Annotated in this window: 18 protein-coding genes; 8 read left to right on the forward strand and 10 right to left on the reverse strand. The window is 74.2% G+C overall.

All coding sequences use genetic code 11. The annotated features are described in order from the left end of the window. Positions 1-59 precede the first annotated feature (59 nt). The gene (locus tag ACZ7KX_RS05230; RefSeq protein ID WP_470325373.1) at positions 60-722 is read left to right on the forward strand and encodes a LysE family translocator; all 663 of its coding nucleotides are present in this window, start codon (positions 60-62) and stop codon (positions 720-722) included. A gap of 38 nt (positions 723-760) precedes the next feature. Here ACZ7KX_RS05230 and ACZ7KX_RS05235 read toward each other — a convergent pair whose 3' ends face one another. From ACZ7KX_RS05235 to ACZ7KX_RS05250, 4 genes are all read right to left on the reverse strand, one after another. Beyond that, positions 761-1,810 (reverse strand): serine hydrolase domain-containing protein, encoded by a 1,050-nt coding sequence (locus ACZ7KX_RS05235; RefSeq protein ID WP_470325374.1) that lies wholly within the window; start codon positions 1,808-1,810, stop codon positions 761-763. Further along, positions 1,807-2,745, reverse strand: coding sequence for a DUF6895 family protein (locus ACZ7KX_RS05240; protein WP_470325375.1), 939 nt, complete (start codon positions 2,743-2,745; stop codon positions 1,807-1,809). Before ACZ7KX_RS05240 ends, ACZ7KX_RS05235 begins: the two co-directional genes overlap by 4 nt. Next, positions 2,742-3,539 (reverse strand): hypothetical protein, encoded by a 798-nt coding sequence (locus ACZ7KX_RS05245; RefSeq protein WP_470325376.1) that lies wholly within the window; start codon positions 3,537-3,539, stop codon positions 2,742-2,744. The genes ACZ7KX_RS05240 and ACZ7KX_RS05245 overlap by 4 nt, the downstream gene beginning before the upstream one ends. 78 nt (positions 3,540-3,617) lie before the next feature. Continuing rightward, a complete protein-coding gene (locus ACZ7KX_RS05250) occupies positions 3,618-3,824 on the reverse strand; it encodes a hypothetical protein (protein WP_470325377.1) in 207 nt (68 codons plus the stop codon). A gap of 155 nt (positions 3,825-3,979) precedes the next feature. Between ACZ7KX_RS05250 and ACZ7KX_RS05255 the strand changes: the two genes are divergently transcribed. Then, entirely contained in the window at positions 3,980-4,753 is a 774-nt protein-coding gene (locus ACZ7KX_RS05255; RefSeq protein ID WP_470325378.1) for an SDR family NAD(P)-dependent oxidoreductase, read from the forward strand. A 189-nt stretch (positions 4,754-4,942) separates the two neighbouring features. After that, complete coding sequence (locus tag ACZ7KX_RS05260; RefSeq protein WP_470325379.1) at positions 4,943-6,862, forward strand: ABC transporter ATP-binding protein; 1,920 nt, start codon at positions 4,943-4,945, stop codon at positions 6,860-6,862. Between the two features lie 69 nt (positions 6,863-6,931). On the opposite strand, the gene ACZ7KX_RS05265 is transcribed toward ACZ7KX_RS05260, so the two are convergent. Then, positions 6,932-7,600 (reverse strand): lysophospholipid acyltransferase family protein, encoded by a 669-nt coding sequence (locus ACZ7KX_RS05265; protein ID WP_470325380.1) that lies wholly within the window; start codon positions 7,598-7,600, stop codon positions 6,932-6,934. 175 nt (positions 7,601-7,775) lie between these two features. Between ACZ7KX_RS05265 and ACZ7KX_RS05270 the strand changes: the two genes are divergently transcribed. Further along, complete coding sequence (locus ACZ7KX_RS05270) at positions 7,776-7,988, forward strand: EF-hand domain-containing protein (RefSeq protein ID WP_224282188.1); 213 nt, start codon at positions 7,776-7,778, stop codon at positions 7,986-7,988. A gap of 119 nt (positions 7,989-8,107) precedes the next feature. On the opposite strand, the gene ACZ7KX_RS05275 is transcribed toward ACZ7KX_RS05270, so the two are convergent. Next, the gene (locus tag ACZ7KX_RS05275) at positions 8,108-10,312 is read right to left on the reverse strand and encodes a bifunctional glycosyltransferase/CDP-glycerol:glycerophosphate glycerophosphotransferase (protein WP_470325381.1); all 2,205 of its coding nucleotides are present in this window, start codon (positions 10,310-10,312) and stop codon (positions 8,108-8,110) included. Positions 10,313-11,256: 944 nt separating this feature from the next. On the opposite strand from ACZ7KX_RS05275, the gene ACZ7KX_RS05280 reads away from it, so the two are divergent. Together ACZ7KX_RS05280 and ACZ7KX_RS05285 are read left to right on the forward strand one after the other, a co-directional pair. Further along, positions 11,257-11,523, forward strand: a complete 267-nt coding sequence (locus ACZ7KX_RS05280) for a hypothetical protein (RefSeq protein WP_350526204.1) — start codon at positions 11,257-11,259, stop codon at positions 11,521-11,523. 329 nt (positions 11,524-11,852) lie between these two features. Beyond that, entirely contained in the window at positions 11,853-12,305 is a 453-nt protein-coding gene (locus ACZ7KX_RS05285; protein WP_402801668.1) for a YjbQ family protein, read from the forward strand. Positions 12,306-12,403: 98 nt separating this feature from the next. Here the strand turns inward: ACZ7KX_RS05285 and ACZ7KX_RS05290 are convergent, their stop codons facing one another. Both ACZ7KX_RS05290 and ACZ7KX_RS05295 read right to left on the reverse strand, forming a co-directional pair. Further along, the gene (locus ACZ7KX_RS05290) at positions 12,404-12,955 is read right to left on the reverse strand and encodes a DUF1990 family protein (protein ID WP_350526206.1); all 552 of its coding nucleotides are present in this window, start codon (positions 12,953-12,955) and stop codon (positions 12,404-12,406) included. Positions 12,956-13,087: 132 nt separating this feature from the next. Further along, complete coding sequence (locus ACZ7KX_RS05295; protein ID WP_470325382.1) at positions 13,088-13,669, reverse strand: hypothetical protein; 582 nt, start codon at positions 13,667-13,669, stop codon at positions 13,088-13,090. A 37-nt stretch (positions 13,670-13,706) separates the two neighbouring features. Between ACZ7KX_RS05295 and ACZ7KX_RS05300 the strand changes: the two genes are divergently transcribed. Together ACZ7KX_RS05300 and ACZ7KX_RS05305 are read left to right on the forward strand one after the other, a co-directional pair. Continuing rightward, positions 13,707-13,865, forward strand: a complete 159-nt coding sequence (locus ACZ7KX_RS05300; protein WP_470325383.1) for a hypothetical protein — start codon at positions 13,707-13,709, stop codon at positions 13,863-13,865. Between the two features lie 66 nt (positions 13,866-13,931). After that, positions 13,932-14,153 (forward strand): hypothetical protein, encoded by a 222-nt coding sequence (locus ACZ7KX_RS05305; protein ID WP_470325384.1) that lies wholly within the window; start codon positions 13,932-13,934, stop codon positions 14,151-14,153. 115 nt (positions 14,154-14,268) lie between these two features. Here the strand turns inward: ACZ7KX_RS05305 and ACZ7KX_RS05310 are convergent, their stop codons facing one another. Both ACZ7KX_RS05310 and ACZ7KX_RS05315 read right to left on the reverse strand, forming a co-directional pair. Next, positions 14,269-17,310 (reverse strand): AAA family ATPase, encoded by a 3,042-nt coding sequence (locus ACZ7KX_RS05310; protein ID WP_470325385.1) that lies wholly within the window; start codon positions 17,308-17,310, stop codon positions 14,269-14,271. Further along, the gene (locus ACZ7KX_RS05315; RefSeq protein ID WP_470325386.1) at positions 17,307-18,476 is read right to left on the reverse strand and encodes an exonuclease SbcCD subunit D; all 1,170 of its coding nucleotides are present in this window, start codon (positions 18,474-18,476) and stop codon (positions 17,307-17,309) included. Before ACZ7KX_RS05315 ends, ACZ7KX_RS05310 begins: the two co-directional genes overlap by 4 nt. Positions 18,477-18,668: the final 192 nt, after the last annotated feature.

The following is an 18,668-nucleotide window of genomic DNA, read 5'->3' on the forward strand; positions in this document are numbered from 1 at the left end:
TTGCACCGAGCGCAAAGCCATCATTGCATCGAGTCGGTCACCCGTCCTAGCCTCCCTCCATGGACGCGTTGACTACCGCCGTGGACGGCCACGCCGTGCTCGGGATCGCCGCCGTGGCGCTGGGCATGGTGCTGTCGCCGGGGCCCAACATGATCTACCTGGTCTCACGCTCGATAGCCCAGGGCCGTCGCGCCGGGCTGATCTCGCTGCTGGGGGTCGGCACCGGCTTCCTGGTGTACCTCGTCGCGGTGACGGCGGGGGTGGCCGCGGTGTTCTCGGTGGTTCCCGCGCTCTACACCGCGATCAAGCTGGCCGGCGCCGGCTACCTGCTCTGGCTGGCCTGGAAGGCGGTCAAGCCCGGTGGTACGGCGGTCTTCGCCCCGCAGCAGCTGCCGCCGGACCCGCCGCGCCGCCTCTTCACGATGGGCTTCCTGACCTGCCTGCTCAATCCCAAGATCGCCATCATGTACATCTCGCTGCTGCCCCAGTTCGTGGCGCCGGAGCGGGGTCATGTCGCCCTGCAGAGCCTGCTGCTGGGCCTGACCCAGATCCTTGTCGCGATCACCGTCAACGGCCTGATCGCGATGAGCGCGGGCAGCATCGCCACCTTCCTCAACCGCCGTCCGGCCTGGCTGCGGGTCCAGCGCTACGTGATGGGCACCGTCCTGGCCGGTCTCGCCGTGCGCATCGCCGCCGACCGCGCCAAGGCGGTGGTGGTCTAGCGACGCCCTCCGGATCGCCGGCCCGGGCCTGTGGTCCGTCAGTGACCGGCCCGGCAGCCGGCCGCCGTCCGCAGCACCTCGTACGCGGCCTGCACGAACCGGCCGTCCAGGGTCGGCCCGGTGTTGGCCAGCGCCGCGACCGCGCTCGCCGTCTCCCGGGAGAAGCCCACGAAGGCCGTGAAGCCCCGGGTCGCGCCGGTGTGGAAGTACAGCTCGCGCCGGCCCGAGCGGCGGCGGTTCCACACCAGGCACAGCTCGTCGGAGGAATGCGGCCGCCGCAGCCGGGCCCGCTGGACCTCGTCCAGGGCTTCCTTCAACGCGCTTCCCCCGTCACCGGGTTGCGGTCCGTCGAGGTGTGCCCGGAGGTAGCGCAGCAGGTCGGTTCCGCTCGACCGGACGGCGCCGGCCCCGGGCAGGCCGGGGATGCTCCACGGCGGTGTCGCCCGGCCGTTCCGGTACCCGACCGCCCGGTCCGGCGCGTCCGGGGAGCAGTCGGTGTCGGCGAGGCCCAGGGGCCGGCAGACGCGTTCGGCGAGCAGGTCCCCGTACGGCAGTCCGCCCGTCTCGGCGAGCACCCGGCCGAGGAGTCCGACGCCGTAGTTGGAGTACCGGTACCGGCTACCGGGCCTGCTCCGTACGGTGGTTCGCGGCAGTGCGGCGCGCAGCTTCTCCTCGCCGAACGCGGCGTACGGGTTGCCGGACCAGTTCGGGACGGCTCCTGCGAGCAGCCCGGGCGGCAGCCGGGGCAGCCCGGAGGTGTGGGTGGCCAGGTGCAGCAGCCGGATCGGCTCGGGCGAACGGACCGTCACCGGGCGCCAGTCGGGCGGCAGGAGGTGCTCCACCGGGTCGTCCAGGGCGAGTTCACCGTGGGCGGCCAGCTCGGCGAGCAGCAGTGCGGTGAACGTCTTGCTGACCGAGCCGAGTTCGAAGACGGTGTCCGGCGTGCACGGGGCCGACCGCTCGTGCCCGAGGTGCCCGTGGCAGCGCACCTGGTCCCGATCCTCGCGTGCCACGGCCACCGTGACGGCGGTGGCGTACGGCGCGGCCGCCCGGACCGCAGCCCGGGCGGCCGTGTCGAGCTCGTTCACCCGGCGGCCGCACCGGCGCCGCCGAGCGCCCGGGAGAGCAGGACCGTCGCGGCGACGACCGCCACCACGGCGGTGTGTTCGTGTGCCCGGATCGCCGACTCGGGCTCCTCTTCGACCGGTTCGGCGTCCCGCGGGACCAGGCCGTCCGCCCGCTGCACCGCGGCCAAGGCCTCCCAGCCGGAACTCCCCAGCATGGGACGGCCGATGCACGCGTCGACGATCAGCAGCTCGCCGACGAGGTCCCACTGACCGATCTCCATCCAGATGTCGAGCCAGACCGGCAGCCACGCGCGCAGGTAGTCGCGCATCGGTTCGGGCAGGTCCTCGGGCCGCGCGCCCCAGTCGGTGAGGTGGAAGACGGTGTGGGTGACCTGGTAGGCGATCGACCAGGCGATGGTCCACGGTTCGGGGAGCGCGCCGAGCCAGGTGCGGGCGGCGAGTTCGGCCCAGTCCGGCCGGTGGCTGAGCCCGATGACCCGCCGCGCGTTCGCCACCGCGAGCTGTCGGCTGCCCTGGATCTCGACCGCGTGGACGGCCCGCAGCCGGCTGATCGATTCGAGCAGCTCCTCCAGTGCGGCGTGCCGGTAGCCGACCCGGGCGAAGTGGGCGTACGTCTCCAGCGGGTCGGTGACCGTGACGTGCCGCAGCTGCCGCTCGTAGAGCATGTCGCCCTCGCGCAGTTGCTGCCAGGCGCCGTCGAGCATGTCGCGCGCGGCGCGGGCGTCCTGCGGTCCGGCGACGCCGTCGCGCAGCACCAGGGAGGAGGCCATCGCGGCCTCGCAGAGCGGCTTGTAGACGTCGTTCGGTTCGGCGAGGTCGATGATGGTGTTGTCGGCGATCCTGCCCCAGCCGCCCTGGTAGCAGGTGTGCAGCCAGGACAGCGCGCGGGTGCCGAGCTGCTGGGCGGTGGCGAGCACCTCGGTGTCGGTGGTCATCTCGGGTTCCCCTCCGACAGGCGCTCGGCGATGGCGAGTTCGAGCCGGGTGCGGACGGCGCCGATGCCGACGAGGCGGATCCGGTCCAGGATCGGCGCGACCTCCAGGTGCGGTGGCCGGTCCTCGGCGCCGGCCCAGGCGAGCCAGCGGGCGAGCCGTACGGCGGTGGTGAAGTCGCGCCGGAGCATGGCGCGGACGGCGCCGCGGGCGAGTGCCAGGTGGTCCGTGCGGGCGGCGTCGTGGACCGGGCCGTCCAACCCCGGCAGTGCGAGCACGGACAGTTGTGCCATCCGGACGGACCAGGCCTGCCAGCCCAGCTCCGCCGGTCCGGGCAGCGGGTCGGGCACGTGGTCCGGAGCAGGACCCGGCACGTGATCCGACGCGGAACCCGGGACGTGATCCGGCACGTGATCCGACGCCGAACCCGGTACGGAACCAGGCGCGGTGTCCGCGTACGGCGTGCGGGCGAGCACCCGGCCGGCGGCCCAGTCCTGCCACGCGATGGCCTGCGCGGCCTCGGGGGAGGCCGGTACCGGCGCGGGGAACGCCCGCCGGGCCTCGGCGAGCAGCGCGGCGGTGGGTCCGTCGGGCTCGGCTCCGGTGAGCAGCTGCGGGGCGAAGAGGTCCGCGCCGAGCACGCGGACCGCGGCCAGCAGCGGGCGGGGGACGACGGTGTCCGGGTCCGCGAGCGCGGCCGTACCCCCGCCGCCCCGGAGGGCGTCGAGGGTACGGCCCGCCACCCGCTCGACCGCCGCGGCGTACTCGTCACGGAGAGGGGTCTCGGCGAATGGCATGGTGGTGAGGTCCTCCTTCAGGAGGTCGGGCGTGGGCGCGGGGCCCCGTGGGGACGGGGCCCTGCGGACGGAGCGTGGCTACCGGGTCGGCTTCTCCTTGGGTCCCTTCGGGGACAGCAGGAGCAGGCCGAGCAACAGCAGGCCACCAGCGGCCTCGGGCAGATACGTGGGCGCGTCGGACACGACGGCCTCGTCCTCCACCATCAGGCTGGCTAGGGTGTCGGCCTCGGACGACGTCGCGGTGCGTGACGCCGAGGCGGTTTCGGTCCGGAACTGAGTAAGCATCAGATGTGCCTCCTCGTCTGGCTTTCACCGTCCGGTCGGGCGGTGCCCCTGTCCGACACTACGTGCACGATCGGGCACCTGCATCCGCAGTCCTGTGAGCTGGGACGTTGCACTCGGTGTGGGCTCGACTGCGGCGAGTCGGTACGGTCGGGGGCATGACCACAGCCTTGATCACCGGCGCGACCGCCGGCATCGGAGCCGCGTTCGCCCGCCGGCTCGCCCGCAGCGGCTACCAGCTCGTCCTGGTGGCGAGGGACGCCGAGCGCCTGCAGCGCGCCGCCGCCGACCTGCACGGGAAGTACGGCGTCGAGGCGGAGGTGCTGATCGCCGACCTCGCGACCGACGAGGGCATCGGCGCCGTCGAGGCCCGCCTCGCCGACCCCGCCCGCCCGGTGGACCTCCTGGTCAACAACGCCGGCTTCGGCAACAAGGGCGCCTTCGGGGCCGTCCCGCTGCAGGACGAGCTGGACATGGTGAAGGTGCACATCGAGGCGATCCTGCGGCTGACCACGGCCGCACTGCCCGGGATGCGCGAGCGCCGCCGCGGTGCGATCGTCAACGTCGCCTCGGTGGCGGCCTTCCTGCCGCGCGGCACCTACGGGGCGAGCAAGGCGTGGGTGGTCAGCTTCACCCAGGGCGTGCTGCGCGACCTGGGCGGTACGGGCGTGCGGATGATGGCGCTGTGCCCGGGCTTCACCCGGACGGAGTTCCACGAGCGCGCGGGCATGGGCACCGGCAACATCCCGTCCTGGTCCTGGCTCTCCGCCGAGCGGGTGGTGGACGAGGCGATGCGCGACCTGGCCCGCGGCCGGTCGCTGTCCGTGCCGGGCAAGCGGTACAAGGTCGCGGTGGCGATCGCCCGGTTGCTGCCGCCCGGCGGACTGGGCGGCCTCTCCTCGAAGGCGGCGCGCACGTACCGCACCGACTGACGCCGGCGCCCCGGGCGGTCGGCCGTGCGACTCGGGCCCGACGGGAATGGAGCGAATCTCACTATTAGCTTGTCTAACTATGAGCTATCCTCGCTATATCCATCCCGTCCACCCGTCACACCGCGCGTCCGACCGCCCGTCCGGGCGCTCGTCCCGGCGCCGGTCCGACCGACCCAGGGAGGCCCGCCCTTGAGGCAAGCCGCCATCGACTGGACGCCGCCCGCGCGCGCCGAGGGCGATTCCCGCCCGCCGGCCCCGTGGCGGCGCATCCTCGCCCTCTTCCGCCCCTACCGCGGCCGTCTCGCCACCGTAGGGCTGCTGGTCGCCGCCTCCGCGGTGGTCTCGGTCGTCTCGCCGTTCCTGCTGAGGGCCGTCCTGGACACCGCCATCCCGCAGGGCCGCACCGGCCTGCTCAGCCTGCTCGCGCTCGGGATGATCCTCACCGCCGTGGTGAACAGCATCTTCAACGTCCTGCAGACGCTGATCTCCACCACCGTCGGCCAGCGCGTCATGCACGACCTGCGCACCGCCGTCTACGGGCACCTGCAGCGGCAGTCGCTGGCCTTCTTCACCCGCACCCGCACCGGCGAGGTGCAGTCCCGGATCGCCAACGACATCGGCGGCATGCAGTCCACGGTGACGTCCACCGCGACCAGCCTGGTCTCCAACCTCACCGCGGTGGTCGCCTCCGTCGTGGCCATGGTCGCCCTCGACTGGCGGCTCACCGTCGTCTCCCTCCTCCTGCTCCCGCTGTTCGTCTGGATCAGCCGCCGGGTCGGCCAGGAGCGGAAGAAGATCACCACCGAGCGGCAGAGGCAGCTGGCCGCGATGAGCTCGGCCGTCCAGGAGTCGCTCTCGGTCAGCGGCATCCTGCTCGGCCGCACGATGGGCCGCTCCGACTCGCTCGCCCGCGAGTTCACCCAGCAGTCCGACCGGCTCGCCGACCTGGAGGTCCGGGCCAGCATGGCCGGGCGCTGGCGGATGAACACCATCCAGATCGTGATGGCCGCCATGCCCGCACTGATCTACTGGGCCGCCGGACTGACCTCCGCCGCCGGAGCGCCGATCGTCTCGGTCGGCACCCTGGTCGCCTTCGTCACCCTCCAGCAGGGCCTCTTCCGCCCCACCGTGAGCCTGCTGTCCACCGGCGTGGACGTCCAGACCTCGCTCGCGCTCTTCCAGCGCATCTTCGAGTACCTCGACCTTCCGGTGGAGATCGCCGAACCGGCCGACCCGGTCACGCTCGCCGCCCCCCGCGGCGAGGTCCGCTTCGAGGGCGTCGACTTCCGCTACGACCCCGCGCAGGAGCGCCCGACCCTCGCCGGCCTCGACCTCACGGTCCCCGCCGGGAGCTCACTGGCCGTGGTCGGCGAGACCGGCTCGGGCAAGACCACCCTCAGCTACCTCGTCCCGCGGCTGTACGACGTCACCGGCGGCCGGGTCACCCTGGACGGCGTCGACGTCCGCGAGCTCTCCTTCGACACCCTGGCCCGCGCGGTCGGCGTGGTCTCCCAGGAGACCTACCTCTTCCACGCCTCGGTCGCCGACAACCTGCGCTTCGCCAAGCCGGGCGCCACCGACGCCGAACTGGTCGAGGCCGCCCGGGCCGCACAGGTCCACGACACCATCGCCGCCCTGCCGGACGGCTACGACACCCTGGTCGGCGAGCGCGGCTACCGCTTCTCCGGCGGCGAGAAGCAGCGCCTCGCACTCGCCCGGACGATCCTGCGCAACCCGCCGGTGCTCATCCTCGACGAGGCCACCAGCGCGCTCGACAACCGCACCGAAAGCGCCGTCCAGCAGGCCGTGGACACCCTCGCGGCCGGCCGCACCACCATCACCATCGCGCACCGGCTCTCCACCGTCCGCGCCGCCGACCAGATCGCCGTCCTGGACCACGGGGTGGTGGTGGAACTCGGCAACCACGAGGAGCTGGTGGAGCTGGACGGCCGGTACGCGGCCCTGCTGCGCCGGGAAGCGCCGGAGGCGGCGGCCCGGCCGGAGGGGGTCGGTCTTGTGGAGTCCGGTCCGGTGGAGGACGTCCTGTCGGGGGAGGTGCCGCCGGCGGGCAAGGCGCTGCTCACGGAGGCCGCCCTCCGTCGGGCCTGATCCCGTCGGGCTGAACCCGCCGGCCGGACCGGGTCCCTCGGGGGCGGCGCCCGTCGGGCCCGCCGTCGGCTAGGCCGCCTTCGGGACCTCGTTGTAGCTCTCCGCGACCTCCTGGCCGGAGAGCCGCTGGATCGCCGCCATCACCTCGTCGGTCACCTGCCGACGCGCCTTCAACGAGCGGGCCTGCCCGTGCAGCTCGTCGAAGTGCAGCGGCTCGCCGAAGCGGACCGTCACCTTCTTCAGCCGCGGCACCCGCTTGCCCACCGGCAGGATCTGCTCCGGCCCCTCCAGCGCCACCGGCACCACCGGGACGCCCGCGGTGAGCGCGAGCCAGGCGACGCCCGTCTTCCCCCGGTAGAGGCGGCCGTCCAGGGAGCGGGTGCCCTCGGGGTAGATGCCGAAGGCCTTGCCGTCCTCCAGGATCTCCAGCGCCGACTCCAGCGACGCCTGAGCGGAACGGTAGGTGCCGCGCTCGACCGGCACCGCGCCGATCGCCTCGAAGAAGCCCTTGGAGAGCCTGCCCTTGAGCCCGGTGCCGGTGAAGTACTCGGCCTTGGCGAGGAAGTGGACCCGGCGCGGGGAGGTCAGCGGGATCACCACGCTGTCGATGAACGACAGGTGGTTGCTGGCCAGGATCACCCCGCCCTTGCGCGGGACGTTCTCGACCCCCTCGATGACCGGCCGCCAGATTCCCCGCGAAACCGGTTTCAGCACCAGCTTGGTGACGAGGTCGAGCACGATTCCCTCCCTGGACGAACTACCGCCCGGGAGGTGCCCGGGCCACGATCAGATCCGCAGACTACGACACCCACCCCCGCGCCCGTCCACTCCCGCCGCCCGTGGTGCGCACCACGGGCGGGTAGGGTACGGCCGTCCGAACAGAGCAACACCCCGCAGTACCCAGGAGGGCACGATGGAGACCACCGAGGCGATCAAGGCCTTTTTCGACCGCTTCGACAAGGACGGCGACGGCAAGATCACGGCGGCCGAGTACGCGCTGGCCGCGAACGAGATGGGCGACCACGACGTCACCCTCTCGATGGCCGAGGCCCTGATCCACAGCATGGACACCAACCACGACGGCGTCCTGACCTTCGAGGAGTTCCTGGCCGCCCGCCAGCGCTGAGCCCGCACCGAACGGGGCCGGGCGCCGTACCGGCGGCGCCCGGCCCCGTTCGGCGCCCGGCCCCGGTCGTCGGGTCCGCCGCCTCCCGCCGCGGGCCCTGCCGCCCGCCTGCCGCCCGGCTACCGCCCGCCGTTCACCGGGAACACCCGGCGCACCACCCGCTCCGCCGCCCCGCCGTCGTCCCAGACGCAGAACCTCGCGCGGAACCGCGCCCGCGCCCCGGGTGCCGGATCGCCCGCCAGCAGCGCCCGCGCCAACTCGTCCGCGGTCTCCGTGACCGCGCCCGGCGGCTCCGCGAACAGGTCGAAGTAGACGCCGCGCTCCCGCTTGTACTCCGCCCAGTCCGGGGCGAAGATCACCACCGGCCGGTCCAGCACCGCGTAGTCGAACATCATCGACGAGTAGTCCGTCACCAGTACGTCCGCCGCGAGGTAGAGGTCCTCGACGGTCGGGTGCGACGAGACGTCAACGATCTCGGCCGCCTGCCCGTCGGCCGTCAGGTCGCCCGGCCCGCCGGTGTGGAAGTAGTGCGTGCGCACCAGCAGCGTGAAGTCCGGGCCCAGCCGGCGGGCCAGCTCGGCCACGTCGAGCAGCGGCACGTAGCCGCCCTTGCCGCCGCGGTGGGTCGGCGCGTACAGCACCGCCCGGGTGCCCGGGCGCAGCCCCAGGCGCTCGCGCATCGCGCGCACCTCGTCCGGGGCGGCGTCGGCCAGCCGGTCGTTGCGCGGGTAGCCGGTGTCCAGCATCTCGTACCGGCCGGGGAAGGCGCGGGCGAAGTGCTCGCTGGTGTGCGGGTTGGGGGAGACCAGGAAGTCCCAGCGGTCGACGGCCTCCTGGAGCAGGTCGAAGTCCATCCCCTCCGCCGCCGCCGGGCGGTCGCGCAGGTCCATGCCCATGGCCTTGAGCGGGGTGCCGTGCTGGGTCTGCACGTGCACCGAGCCCGGCCGCTTGACCATCGTGCGCGGGAAGTTGACGTTGTTGACGAAGTACTTGGCGGTCGCCATCGTCTTGAGGTACGCGGGGGTGTTGACGATCACGTACGGCACCCCGGGCGGCAGCGTGGCGGCCTGCCGGCGGTTCTCCACCACCCACACGCCCCGGATCCGCGGCGCGAGTTCCTTCGCCTTCTCGTAGATCGCCGCCGGGCTGCACGCGTAACCCCGGTGCCAGTACGCGGCGTAGACCGCCAGGTGCTCGTCCAGCGGCAGCCGGCGGAAGGCGTTGTACGCCGTGAACCGGGCGCCACTGCGCACCCCCTTCTTCACCGCGGGCGCCACCGCCCGTGCCCCGCGCTTGAGTTCGCGCGGAAGCCGGCCGGTGCGGCGCAGCTCGGCGTAGGCGATCCGGGCGCCGCGCGCGGCCAGCCGGTACTGCACGCCGCGCACCCCGCCGGGGTAGTGGTAACCGGCCGGGCGGTGGCGGTCGAAGTGCCGGGCGATCCGCTGGAAGAACTCCTTGCGCAGGCCGGGCGGGACCAGCCCGGGGGTGTCGTAGACGTTCAGCGCCTGGCGGACGGTGCGGTCGAAGACCAGGGTGCGCAGCGACTCCGGGACGGGCCGGCCGGGGCGGTCCGGGCGGTCCAGGAAGGCGAAGATCGCGTCGTACTGGGCGAAGACGTCGGCGTGCTTGGGGGAGGCGGTGGCGGTGATCGCGCCGTCCCGGCCGCGCCGGTAGTTGTAGCACGGGCGGTCGACGTAGCGCAGCCGCTCGGCGGCGAGCAGCGCCGGGTAGGTGACCGAGATGTCCTCGTAGTAGCCGCGGCCGAAGGAGACGCCGAGGCCGTCCAGGTACGCGCGGCGGAACACTTTGTTCCAGACCGACATCACGGTCTGGAACAGCGCCGGGTGCTCGGCCAGGGTGCAGCCCTCGACCAGCGGGGAGCCGGTCAGCACGTGGCGCCAGGGGTTGGACTCCGTCCCGCCGTCCGGATAGACGTGGGTGAAGTCGGTGATCAGCACGTCGGCGGGGGTCTCCCGGCGGCGCTCCTGCGCCAGCTCGTCGAGGATCACGCTGACGGTCCGCTCGGGCACCCAGTCGTCGCTGTCGAGGAACCAGACGTACTCGCCGCGGGCCTGCGGCAGGGCGGCGGTGCGGGCACCGCCGAGGCCCTGGTTCTCGGTGAGGTGCAGCACCCGCAGCCGGTGGTCGCGGGCCGCGTAGGCGTCCAGGATCGCGCCGGAGCCGTCGGGGGAGAGGTCGTCGACCGCGATGACCTCGAAGCGGGATTCCAGGGCGGGGGTGTCGCCGAGGATCGAGTCGAGGCAGCGCGGCAGGTACCGCTCCACGCCGTGGACCGGGAGCACGATGCTGAGGAGGAGGGACACGCTGGCCGAGTCTACCGATCCACCGGGCGCGACCTGCGTGGACGTCCGGTACGGGGGCTCGCCCCGGGATCCGGCGGCCTCACCGGGGGCCGGGCCCGGTGGTGGGGGCGGCGGGGCGGCGGCAGCGGGGCGGCAGGGCCAGGGCCGGGGCTGAGGCCTGGGCGGGTCCGGGGGATTTGTCGACGATCTGAGGGGTGGGACCCGGGACCGCCGGTGCCGGGCCCCTCACGGGGCGGCACCGGCAGTCAGGTGGCGGCCCGGCCGACCCTCTACGGCCGACCGCCGGTCCGGGCACCGCGCGAGCCTGGCCACCGCAGCGTCGAGGCGGCCGGGCAGTGGCTCGCGGGAGCCGGAGTTCTTCATCACTCGAACACACGCCTGGGTGCGGTGCGGGCACCGACGTGTGCAACAGATATTGCTTGGAGGTTCGGCGGGAGTCAATCCCCCGAATGTGTTCACTTCATGAAGTCGGCCACTTCATGACATCACGCGTACGGCAGGTCGTGGACAGCGGAGGGCCCCCGGTGGCGATCGGTGATCGCGGGTGGCAGCGGGGCGTCACACTCGGTGGCGGTCGGCGTCCCGAAGATCACTTTGTCGACCTGACTGCTGTCCCCTATATGGGGGGTCCACATTGCGGGCCCCCGGGGGGTGTGCGCGGGCGCCTCGACCGCGGCTGTGTCGGACGTCACGAAAGCGCCCCGGTGCGCCGGGCGCGTGCCGCGCACACGGGCGCGGGGCCGCACCTCTCTGCCCTGCTGACGAACGGCGGGTCGTGCACCATCATTGATGCCTAGTCGTGACCGGCCGGGCGGCCCCTGGTGCATCGTCAGTTGACGCCGCACGATACGGTGGCACAACGCCAAGGACGGTTGCGCGAAGGCCGTCCGTCACGGATAGTCTTCGCCTCACGGCCCTGGCGCCTCGTAGGGGTGGGAAAACTGATGGAACACATGCAAGTGCGGACTCGGCCCCGTGTGCCGGCGATCCAGTGCGGCGTCGGCACGACCGGCCGCCGGATCGAGCGACACCTGGCCGTGCTCGGCGCGCCCGCACTCCCGGCGGTGGACACCGCCGAGGCGCTCGGGCTGATAAGGGAGCTGACGCCGCGCGGCGCCGAGGCCCCGACGACCCGTCGTCGCCACACCAGGATCTCGCTGCTGACGCCGCTGCGTCGGCTGCGTCGCAGCCTCTTCGGCGGGCGCGGCTAGGGGTTCGTCCCCGGTCGCCGCGTCGGGCGTCGGCCGGTCGTCGTACCGTCCTGGGCGGGAACAGGCCCGGTGGACTTCCGGTCCATCGGGTCTTCGGCGTGTCCGGGGGTCTACGAGTGGCGCTCATGAGTGTGCCACGGGGGCAGGTCCCGGCGGGTCCGCGCAGGGGCGTGGGCGGATGCGTGCTGGGTCCACGGCGCTGGGCGGTGGCGGGGTCCGGCGTGCCGTGAGGTGGTCTGAACCTTTCACCCTATGCGAGTTTGCCTCCCTGGCAAGCCGAGTCGGCGAGGCAGTACGCCCGGCCACCTGAGCTGGGCCAGGATGGCGCCATGGCGGACAACCACGACAACAACTCCACCCCGACCGGCTGGTTCCGGACCACCACCTTCGAGATCACCACCGGCAGCCGCGAGGTCGCCCTCGACATCACCGACCGCTGCGCCGCGTTCCTGGACGAGCGGGCTGCCGGACGCGACGGCCTGCTCAACGTCTTCGTGCCGCACGCCACCGCGGGGATCGCCGTCCTGGAGACCGGCTCCGGCAGCGACGACGACTTCCTCGCCACCCTGCGCGAGCTGCTCCCGGCCGACGACCGCTGGCGCCACCGGCACGGCAGCCCGGGTCATGGCCGGGACCACGTGGTGCCCGGACTGGTGGCCCCGCACGCCACCCTGCCGGTGCTCGGCGGCCAACTGGCGCTCGGCGTCTGGCAGTCGGTGGTGCTCATCGACACCAACGGGGACAATCCGCGCCGGACCGTCCGGCTGTCCTTCCTGGGCTGACCGCGGCCCGGCTCGCCCCGGCCCGTGCTGTGCCGGGGCGGGGCCGTGCGGGGCCGGGGGGCTGTGGTCGGGTGGGTCGACTTCCGGTGGCTTCCCGGCTAGCGGCTGACGTGTGCGGCCACGACCGTGAGGTAGCGCTCGATCGCCAGGTGCTGGCAGAGCAGCGCGACCGGGCGGCCCAGGCGGGCGTACCAGGCGGAGAGCCGGGAGAACGCGGTGACTTCGAACCACACCTCGCCGTCGGCGTCCATCGACACCAGGAACGCCTCCTCGCCGCACTCCGGGTGCCCGGGGAGCGTGCCGTACGCGAACCCGACCCGGTCCGGCTCGTCCACCGTCCACACCACCCGGCAGGGGATCACCAGCCGTGGCCACCGGCGCCCGGGCAGACTCAGCCGCAGCAGGACCGTCGCCCCGGGCCGGGCCGGGCCGCCGGGGTGGACCGCGAAGCCGGTGCCCAACTGGGTGCCCCAGTCGAGCACGTAGCGCCCGGCCCGCTGCAGCACCTCCGCCCCGTGCCCGAGGTGCACGCGGCGCCGCAGGTGCGCGTACCCGGCCGGCAGGCGCCCGCCCCGGGTGGCTCCCACCTCGGCGTACGACGGGGCGGTGGCGTGGGCGGCGAGTAGGCGTCGGCGGAGATCGGTGGCCATGTCGGACACGGTAACCACCGGCCGGGAACGCCCGGTCGGCGGGCCGACGGCTGTGGAGGGCGTCGGCGAACGGGTTGCGGCGGACGGCGGACAGGTGACAGGTGACAGGTGACAGGGTTCAGCGAACAGATTTCAGCAAACGTTCGCTGAAATCTGTTCGCTGAAATCTGTTCGCTTCCACTTGCCCGCTGTCACCCGCCCGCCGCCATCCGCGCCCTGAGCGCCCTGCCTGTCGCCGCCGCCCGTCCTGGTCAGCCGTCCAGCGAGATCGCGTTCTTGGCCCGCTCCACCGACTCCTCGGCGGCCGGACCGCCCGGGTTCTCGGTCGCCAGGTCCTGGTCGAGTACCGACCAGGGCGAGGCTGGTGCCCTGGCCCGACCACGGGGAGGCGCAGTAGCCCGCGTCCCCGAGGAGGACGACCCGACCCTGCGACCAGCGGTCCATCCGGATCTGCGTCATCGTGTCGCAGTAGAGGTCGGGTGCCTCGGTCAGCGCCTTCAGCAGCCTCGGGGTCTCCCAGCACAGCGCCGCCATCCGCTCGGCGACGACCGCCCGCTGCGCCTGCGGATCGCCGACGAGATCGCCGGGCGGATCGCCGAGGGCACGCTCGCGCCGGGCGAGCGGGTGCCCTCGACGCGGCGGATCGTCCGTGAGTGGAACGTCGCGCTCGCGGCGCTCGACGGCCACGACGCCGCGACCGTGCTCGACCTGCACGTCCTGCTCTACAGCTATGTCCAGGGGATCGCCGTTGATGGCCGGCAGCCTCGGCAACGACTACGACCTGGACCTGGACGCGTTGTTCGCCTTCGGGCTGAAGCCACTGCTGGACGGCGTCGCCGCCATGATCGAGTCGGCCACGACCTCGACCGCCAACGCGCCTGCGAGCCAGACCTCGACCGCAACCACGTGAAGCCGGGAGCCGGGAGCGGGCCGGGTGGTCTTGCCCCGGGGCGGAGTGGCGGAGTAGGAAGGCGGCATGAGCGACAGCACGACGAACGATCCCACGGCGGTCTGCGAACTCGCCTCCGACGGCGGCAGCACGGAGGCGGCGCTCGGGCACGACCCGGCGGCGTCCGGGCCGCGCGCCGACTGCGTGCTGTGCGGCGAACCGACCGAGTTGCCCGCCGATCAGCCGGGCAGCACGCTCTGCCCGGTGTGCGCCTGGCAGCAGGCGCAGCGGATCGCCTGCTCGGGCTGATCCCGGCCGGTCCGAGGCCCGTCCGAGGCCCGTCCCGAGGCCCGTCCGGCGGCCGGTCCGAGGCCCGCCCGGCGGCCGTCCCGGTGGTCCGTCCGTGGCCGGGTGGTGGCTGCCCCTACGCGTCCTCCCGTCCGGCCAGGGCCAGCGTCGAGCCGCGCCGCCCCTTGCGGACCAGCAGCTGGGCCGGGACACGGCTGCGCAGGTCGGCGACGTGGCTGACGATGCCGACTGCGCGGTCCCGCTCGCGCAGGCCGTCGAGGACGTCCATCACCTCCTCCAGGGACTGCTCGTCGAGGGTGCCGAAGCCCTCGTCGATGAACAGGGTGTCCAGCGGCATGCCGCCCGCCTCGTCGGTCACCACGTCGGCCAGGCCCAGGGCGAGGGAGAGCGAGGCGAAGAAGCTCTCGCCCCCGGAGAGGGTCGCGGTGTCCCGCTCGGTGCCCGTCCAGGCGTCCACCACCCGCAGGGCCAGACCCGAGCGTTTGGTGCCGGCGCCCCGGCCGTCGTTGTGCACCAGGGTGTAGCGGCCGCCGGACATCCGGACCAGCCGGTCGCTGGCCGCCGCCGCGACCTGTTCCAGCCGGGCCGCCAGCACGTACGACTCCAGGCGCATCCGCAGCCGGTTCTCGGCGGAGGTGCCGGCGGTCAGCGTGGCGAGCCGGTTGATCCGCCCGTACCGGTCCAGGGCCGGCGCCAGCTCGGCGGCGAGCCCGGCCAGCTGCCGACCGATCGCGGCCAGAGCCCCGCACCGTTCGTGGGCCGCCGCGCGGGCGGCGTGCGCCTGTCCGAGCCGGTCGGTGGCGGCGCGGAGCGCGGCCGCGACGGCGGGCAGGTCGACCGGTGGACGGGCCGCGGCTTCGGCGAGCTCCGGCAGGTCCAGCTCGCGCCGGACGGCGGCGGTCTCCGCGCGGTGCCGCTCCAGCCGGGCCTCCAGCCGCTCGCGTTCGTCCCGCGGCAGCAGCACCGCCAGTGCCGCCCGGGCGTCCGGGAAGCCCGCCGCGGCGGCGGCCCCGCCCAGCTCGCCCTCGGCCTCGTCGAGCCGGGCCGCGGCCTCCGTGCGGGCGCGGGCGGCGGCGGCCGTGGCGGCGACCTGCTCGGTGGTCCGGGTCAGGGCAGCTGCCCGGTCGGCGACGGAGGCCGCCTCACCGCGGGCGGCCGCCACCCGGGCGGTCAGCGCGTCCCGTTCGGTGTCGAGCTTCAGCAGCCGGTCGGTGAGGACGGCGGCGCGCTCCTTGGCCTCGTGCAGCTCGGCGTCACGGCGGGCGCGGTCCTGGGAGAGCCGGGCGATCTCCTGCTCGACCCGGCCGAGCGCCTCCGCCGTGTGCCGCGCCTCGCGGTGCTCGCGCTCCAGCTCGGCGAGGGCCCGTGCGAGCGCGTCCGAGCCCTCCGGCCCGGCCGCTCCCGCGGCGGTGGCCTCGCGCACCCGCAGCGCGGTGAGCGCCTGGTCCGCCACCGTCCAGGCCTGCTCGGCGACGGCCTGGGCGCGGCGGGCCCGCTCCTCGTCCTCGGCGGCGACCCGGCTGCCGGGCGCCGCCTCGGCCGGCGCCGGATGTTCGGGGGAGCCGCAGACCCGGCAGGCCTCACCGCTGCGCAGCTGCTCGGCGAGTTCGGCGGCCATGCCCGCCAGCCGCCGGTCCCGCAGGTCCAGGCTGTGCTCACGGGCGTCCAGCGCGGCGGTGCGCAGCTCGACGACCCGCAGCTCGGCCGCCGTGATCTCGGCCCGCAGGCCGTCGCGTTCCCGGGCCGCGTCCAGTCGGATGGTCGACTCGGCGCGCTGTACGTCCAGTTGCTCGACCCTGGCGGTCGCCTCCCGGGCCCGGGTGTGCTGCTCCTCCAGGCGGCTCAGCTCGCCCTCGAACTCGGCCAGCCAGTCCTCGGCCTCCTCGGCCAGCGCCTCGGCGGCGGTCCGGTCCGCCGTCAACGATCCCTGCTCGCGTGCGAGCTCGGCACAGCGCAGTTCGTCCGCCCGGGCCGCCTCCAGCCGGACCACCTCGGCCCGCAGCCGCAGCTCGGCCTCGGCCAGCTCGGCGGCGCCGGCCCCGTCGAGCCGCCGGCCCTCACCGCCGGGCGCGGCGGCCAGCACCTCCCGGTGCCGGAGCTCCGCCGTCTGCGCGCGCCGCAGCGCCTCGGCCGCGCTCTCCCGCAGCCGCAGCGCGGCCTCCACCCCGACGGCCTCCTGCGCCGCGGCCAGCCGCTGCCGGTCCAGCGCCGCCTCGGGCTCGAACCGGGCCAGCCGCCCGGCCAGCTCCCGCGCCTCCCGGTGCCGGCGCTGCCGCCCGGCCAGCTCCTCGGCGGCCTCGCGGTGCCGCTGGGCGGTGCGCTGCGCCGCCCCGGCGCCCGCGAGCGCCGACTCCGCGACGGCGAGCCGTTCGGCCGCGCCGCTGCGCAGGACCGCCGCCCAGCCGAGCACCCCGGCGGTGAGCCCGGTGTCACCGTCCTCGGCCGGGACCCAGTCCTCCGCGGGCTCGGCGCCCGGGCCCGCCGCCTGTTCGGCCTTGCTGGCGAGGTCGCGCAGCCGGCGCCGCCCGGCCTGGACCGCCGCCTCCTGGGCCCGCCGCTGCTCGGCCAGCCAGTCCTCGACGTGCCGGTACCGCTCGGTGTCGAACAGCCGCCGCAGCAGCTTGCCGCGCTCCTCCGAGTCGGCCTTGAGGAAGCGGGCGAAGTCGCCCTGCGGCAGCAGCACCACCTGGCAGAACTGCTCCCGGTTCAGGCCGATCAGCCCGAGGACCTCCTCCCCGACCTCCTGGTGCGACTTGCTGAGCCCCCGCCAGCCCGGCGTGCCGTCGCCCGTGTCGGCGACCCACTCGCGCAGCAGGGTCTGCGCCCGTTCGACGGTGGTGCCGGTGCCGACCTTCTTCGGCCGCTGCTGCTCCGGCAGACGGGTGATCTGCAGCCGCCGACCGCCGAGGGTCAGCTCCAGCTGCACCTCGGTGAGCCGCTTGGGGTCGGCGTGGTCGCTGCGCAGCCGGTTGGCGCGCCGGGCGCCCGGAGTCTCGCCGTACAGCGCGAAGCAGACGGCGTCCAGCACGCTGCTCTTGCCCGCGCCCGTCGCGCCGCGCAACAGGAACAGCCCGCCGGCGGCGAGCGCGTCGAAGTCGACCGTCTCGGAGCCCGCGAACGGGCCGAAGGCGGTGACGGTGAGCCGGTGCAGCCTCATCGGGGCAGGTCCGCCTTCCGGTCGGTGGTCTGCCGGACGCGCTCGAAGCCCTCGCGCAGCCAGCCCAGCTCGTCCGGCTCCGGCTCGGCCCCGGGGCGGACGTGCCGCAGGAAGCCCTCGGCGATCTCCAGGTCGTCCCGGCCGCTCACCCGCGCCGCGTACGACGGGGAGGCCCCGGCGTCGGCCTCGTCCGGGTCGAAGAGCAGCTGCAGGGTGTGCGGGAAGCGGCGGCGCAGCTTCTCCATCGGCTCGCTCGGGCGGACGGCGTCGGTGAGCGTGGCCTGCACCCAGGACTGCTCGTGCTCGGCGTACTGCTCGCCGGTGAGCAGCGCGTCCAGGCTGTCGCGCAGGGTTGCGAGCCGGCGCGGCTCGGGGCAGGGCACGCGCTCGGCGGCCACCGAGCCGTCGGCCGCGAGGTCGACCAGCCACATGCTCTTGCGCTGGTGCACCTCGGAGAAGGAGTAGGCGAGCGGGGAGCCGCTGTAGCGCAGGTGCGGGGCGAGGGTCTGGCAGCCGTGCAGGTGGCCGAGCGCGACGTAGTGCACCCCCTCGAACACCGAGGCGGGCACCGCGGCCACACCGCCGACCGCGATGTCCCGCTCGCTGTCGCTCGGCGCGCCGCCGGTGACGAACGCGTGCGCGAGCACCACCGCGCGGGTACCGGCCGGGCGCGCCGCCAGGTCGGCCCGCACCTCGTCCATGGCGGCCCCGATCACCGCGGCGTGCCCGCCCTTCGCCAGCCCGAACCGCTCGCGCACCAGCGTGGGCTCCAGGTACGGCAGCCCGTACACGGCCACCGGCCCGTGCTCGTCCGCCAGCACCACGGGCGTGGCGCACTCGCCGGGATCCGTCCGCAGATGGATCCCGGCCCGCCCGATCAGCCCTGCGCCGACGCCCAGGCGACGGGCCGAGTCGTGGTTGCCGCTGATGAACACCGTCGGCACGCCGAGATCCGCCAGGCGGTGCAGCACCTCGTCGAACATCGCGACCGCCTCCAGCCCGGGCAGCGCCCGGTCGTAGACGTCGCCCGCGACCAGCACGGCGTCCACGTCCTCGGCCCGGACCACGTCCACCAGGTGGTCCAGGAAGGCCCGTTGGGCGTCGTGCAGGCTCTCCCGGTGGAACGAACGCCCGAGATGCCAGTCGGAGGTATGCAGCAGTCGCATGGTCCCCGACCCTAACCGTCGGCACTGACAATCCCACCCGGATCCGTGGAGGCGTGCGTCTCACGGGCACCGGGGGTCCCGTCCCGCGGGGGTGTGGACGGGTCGGCGCGCTTGTTCCGCCCGCCCCCGTCCTCGCCTGCGCGGGGCCTCCCGGGTCTCGCGGGCCCCCTGTTCGATTACTCGGGGTGAGTT

The sequence above is a fragment of the Kitasatospora sp. NPDC038210 genome, from assembly GCF_055600605.1.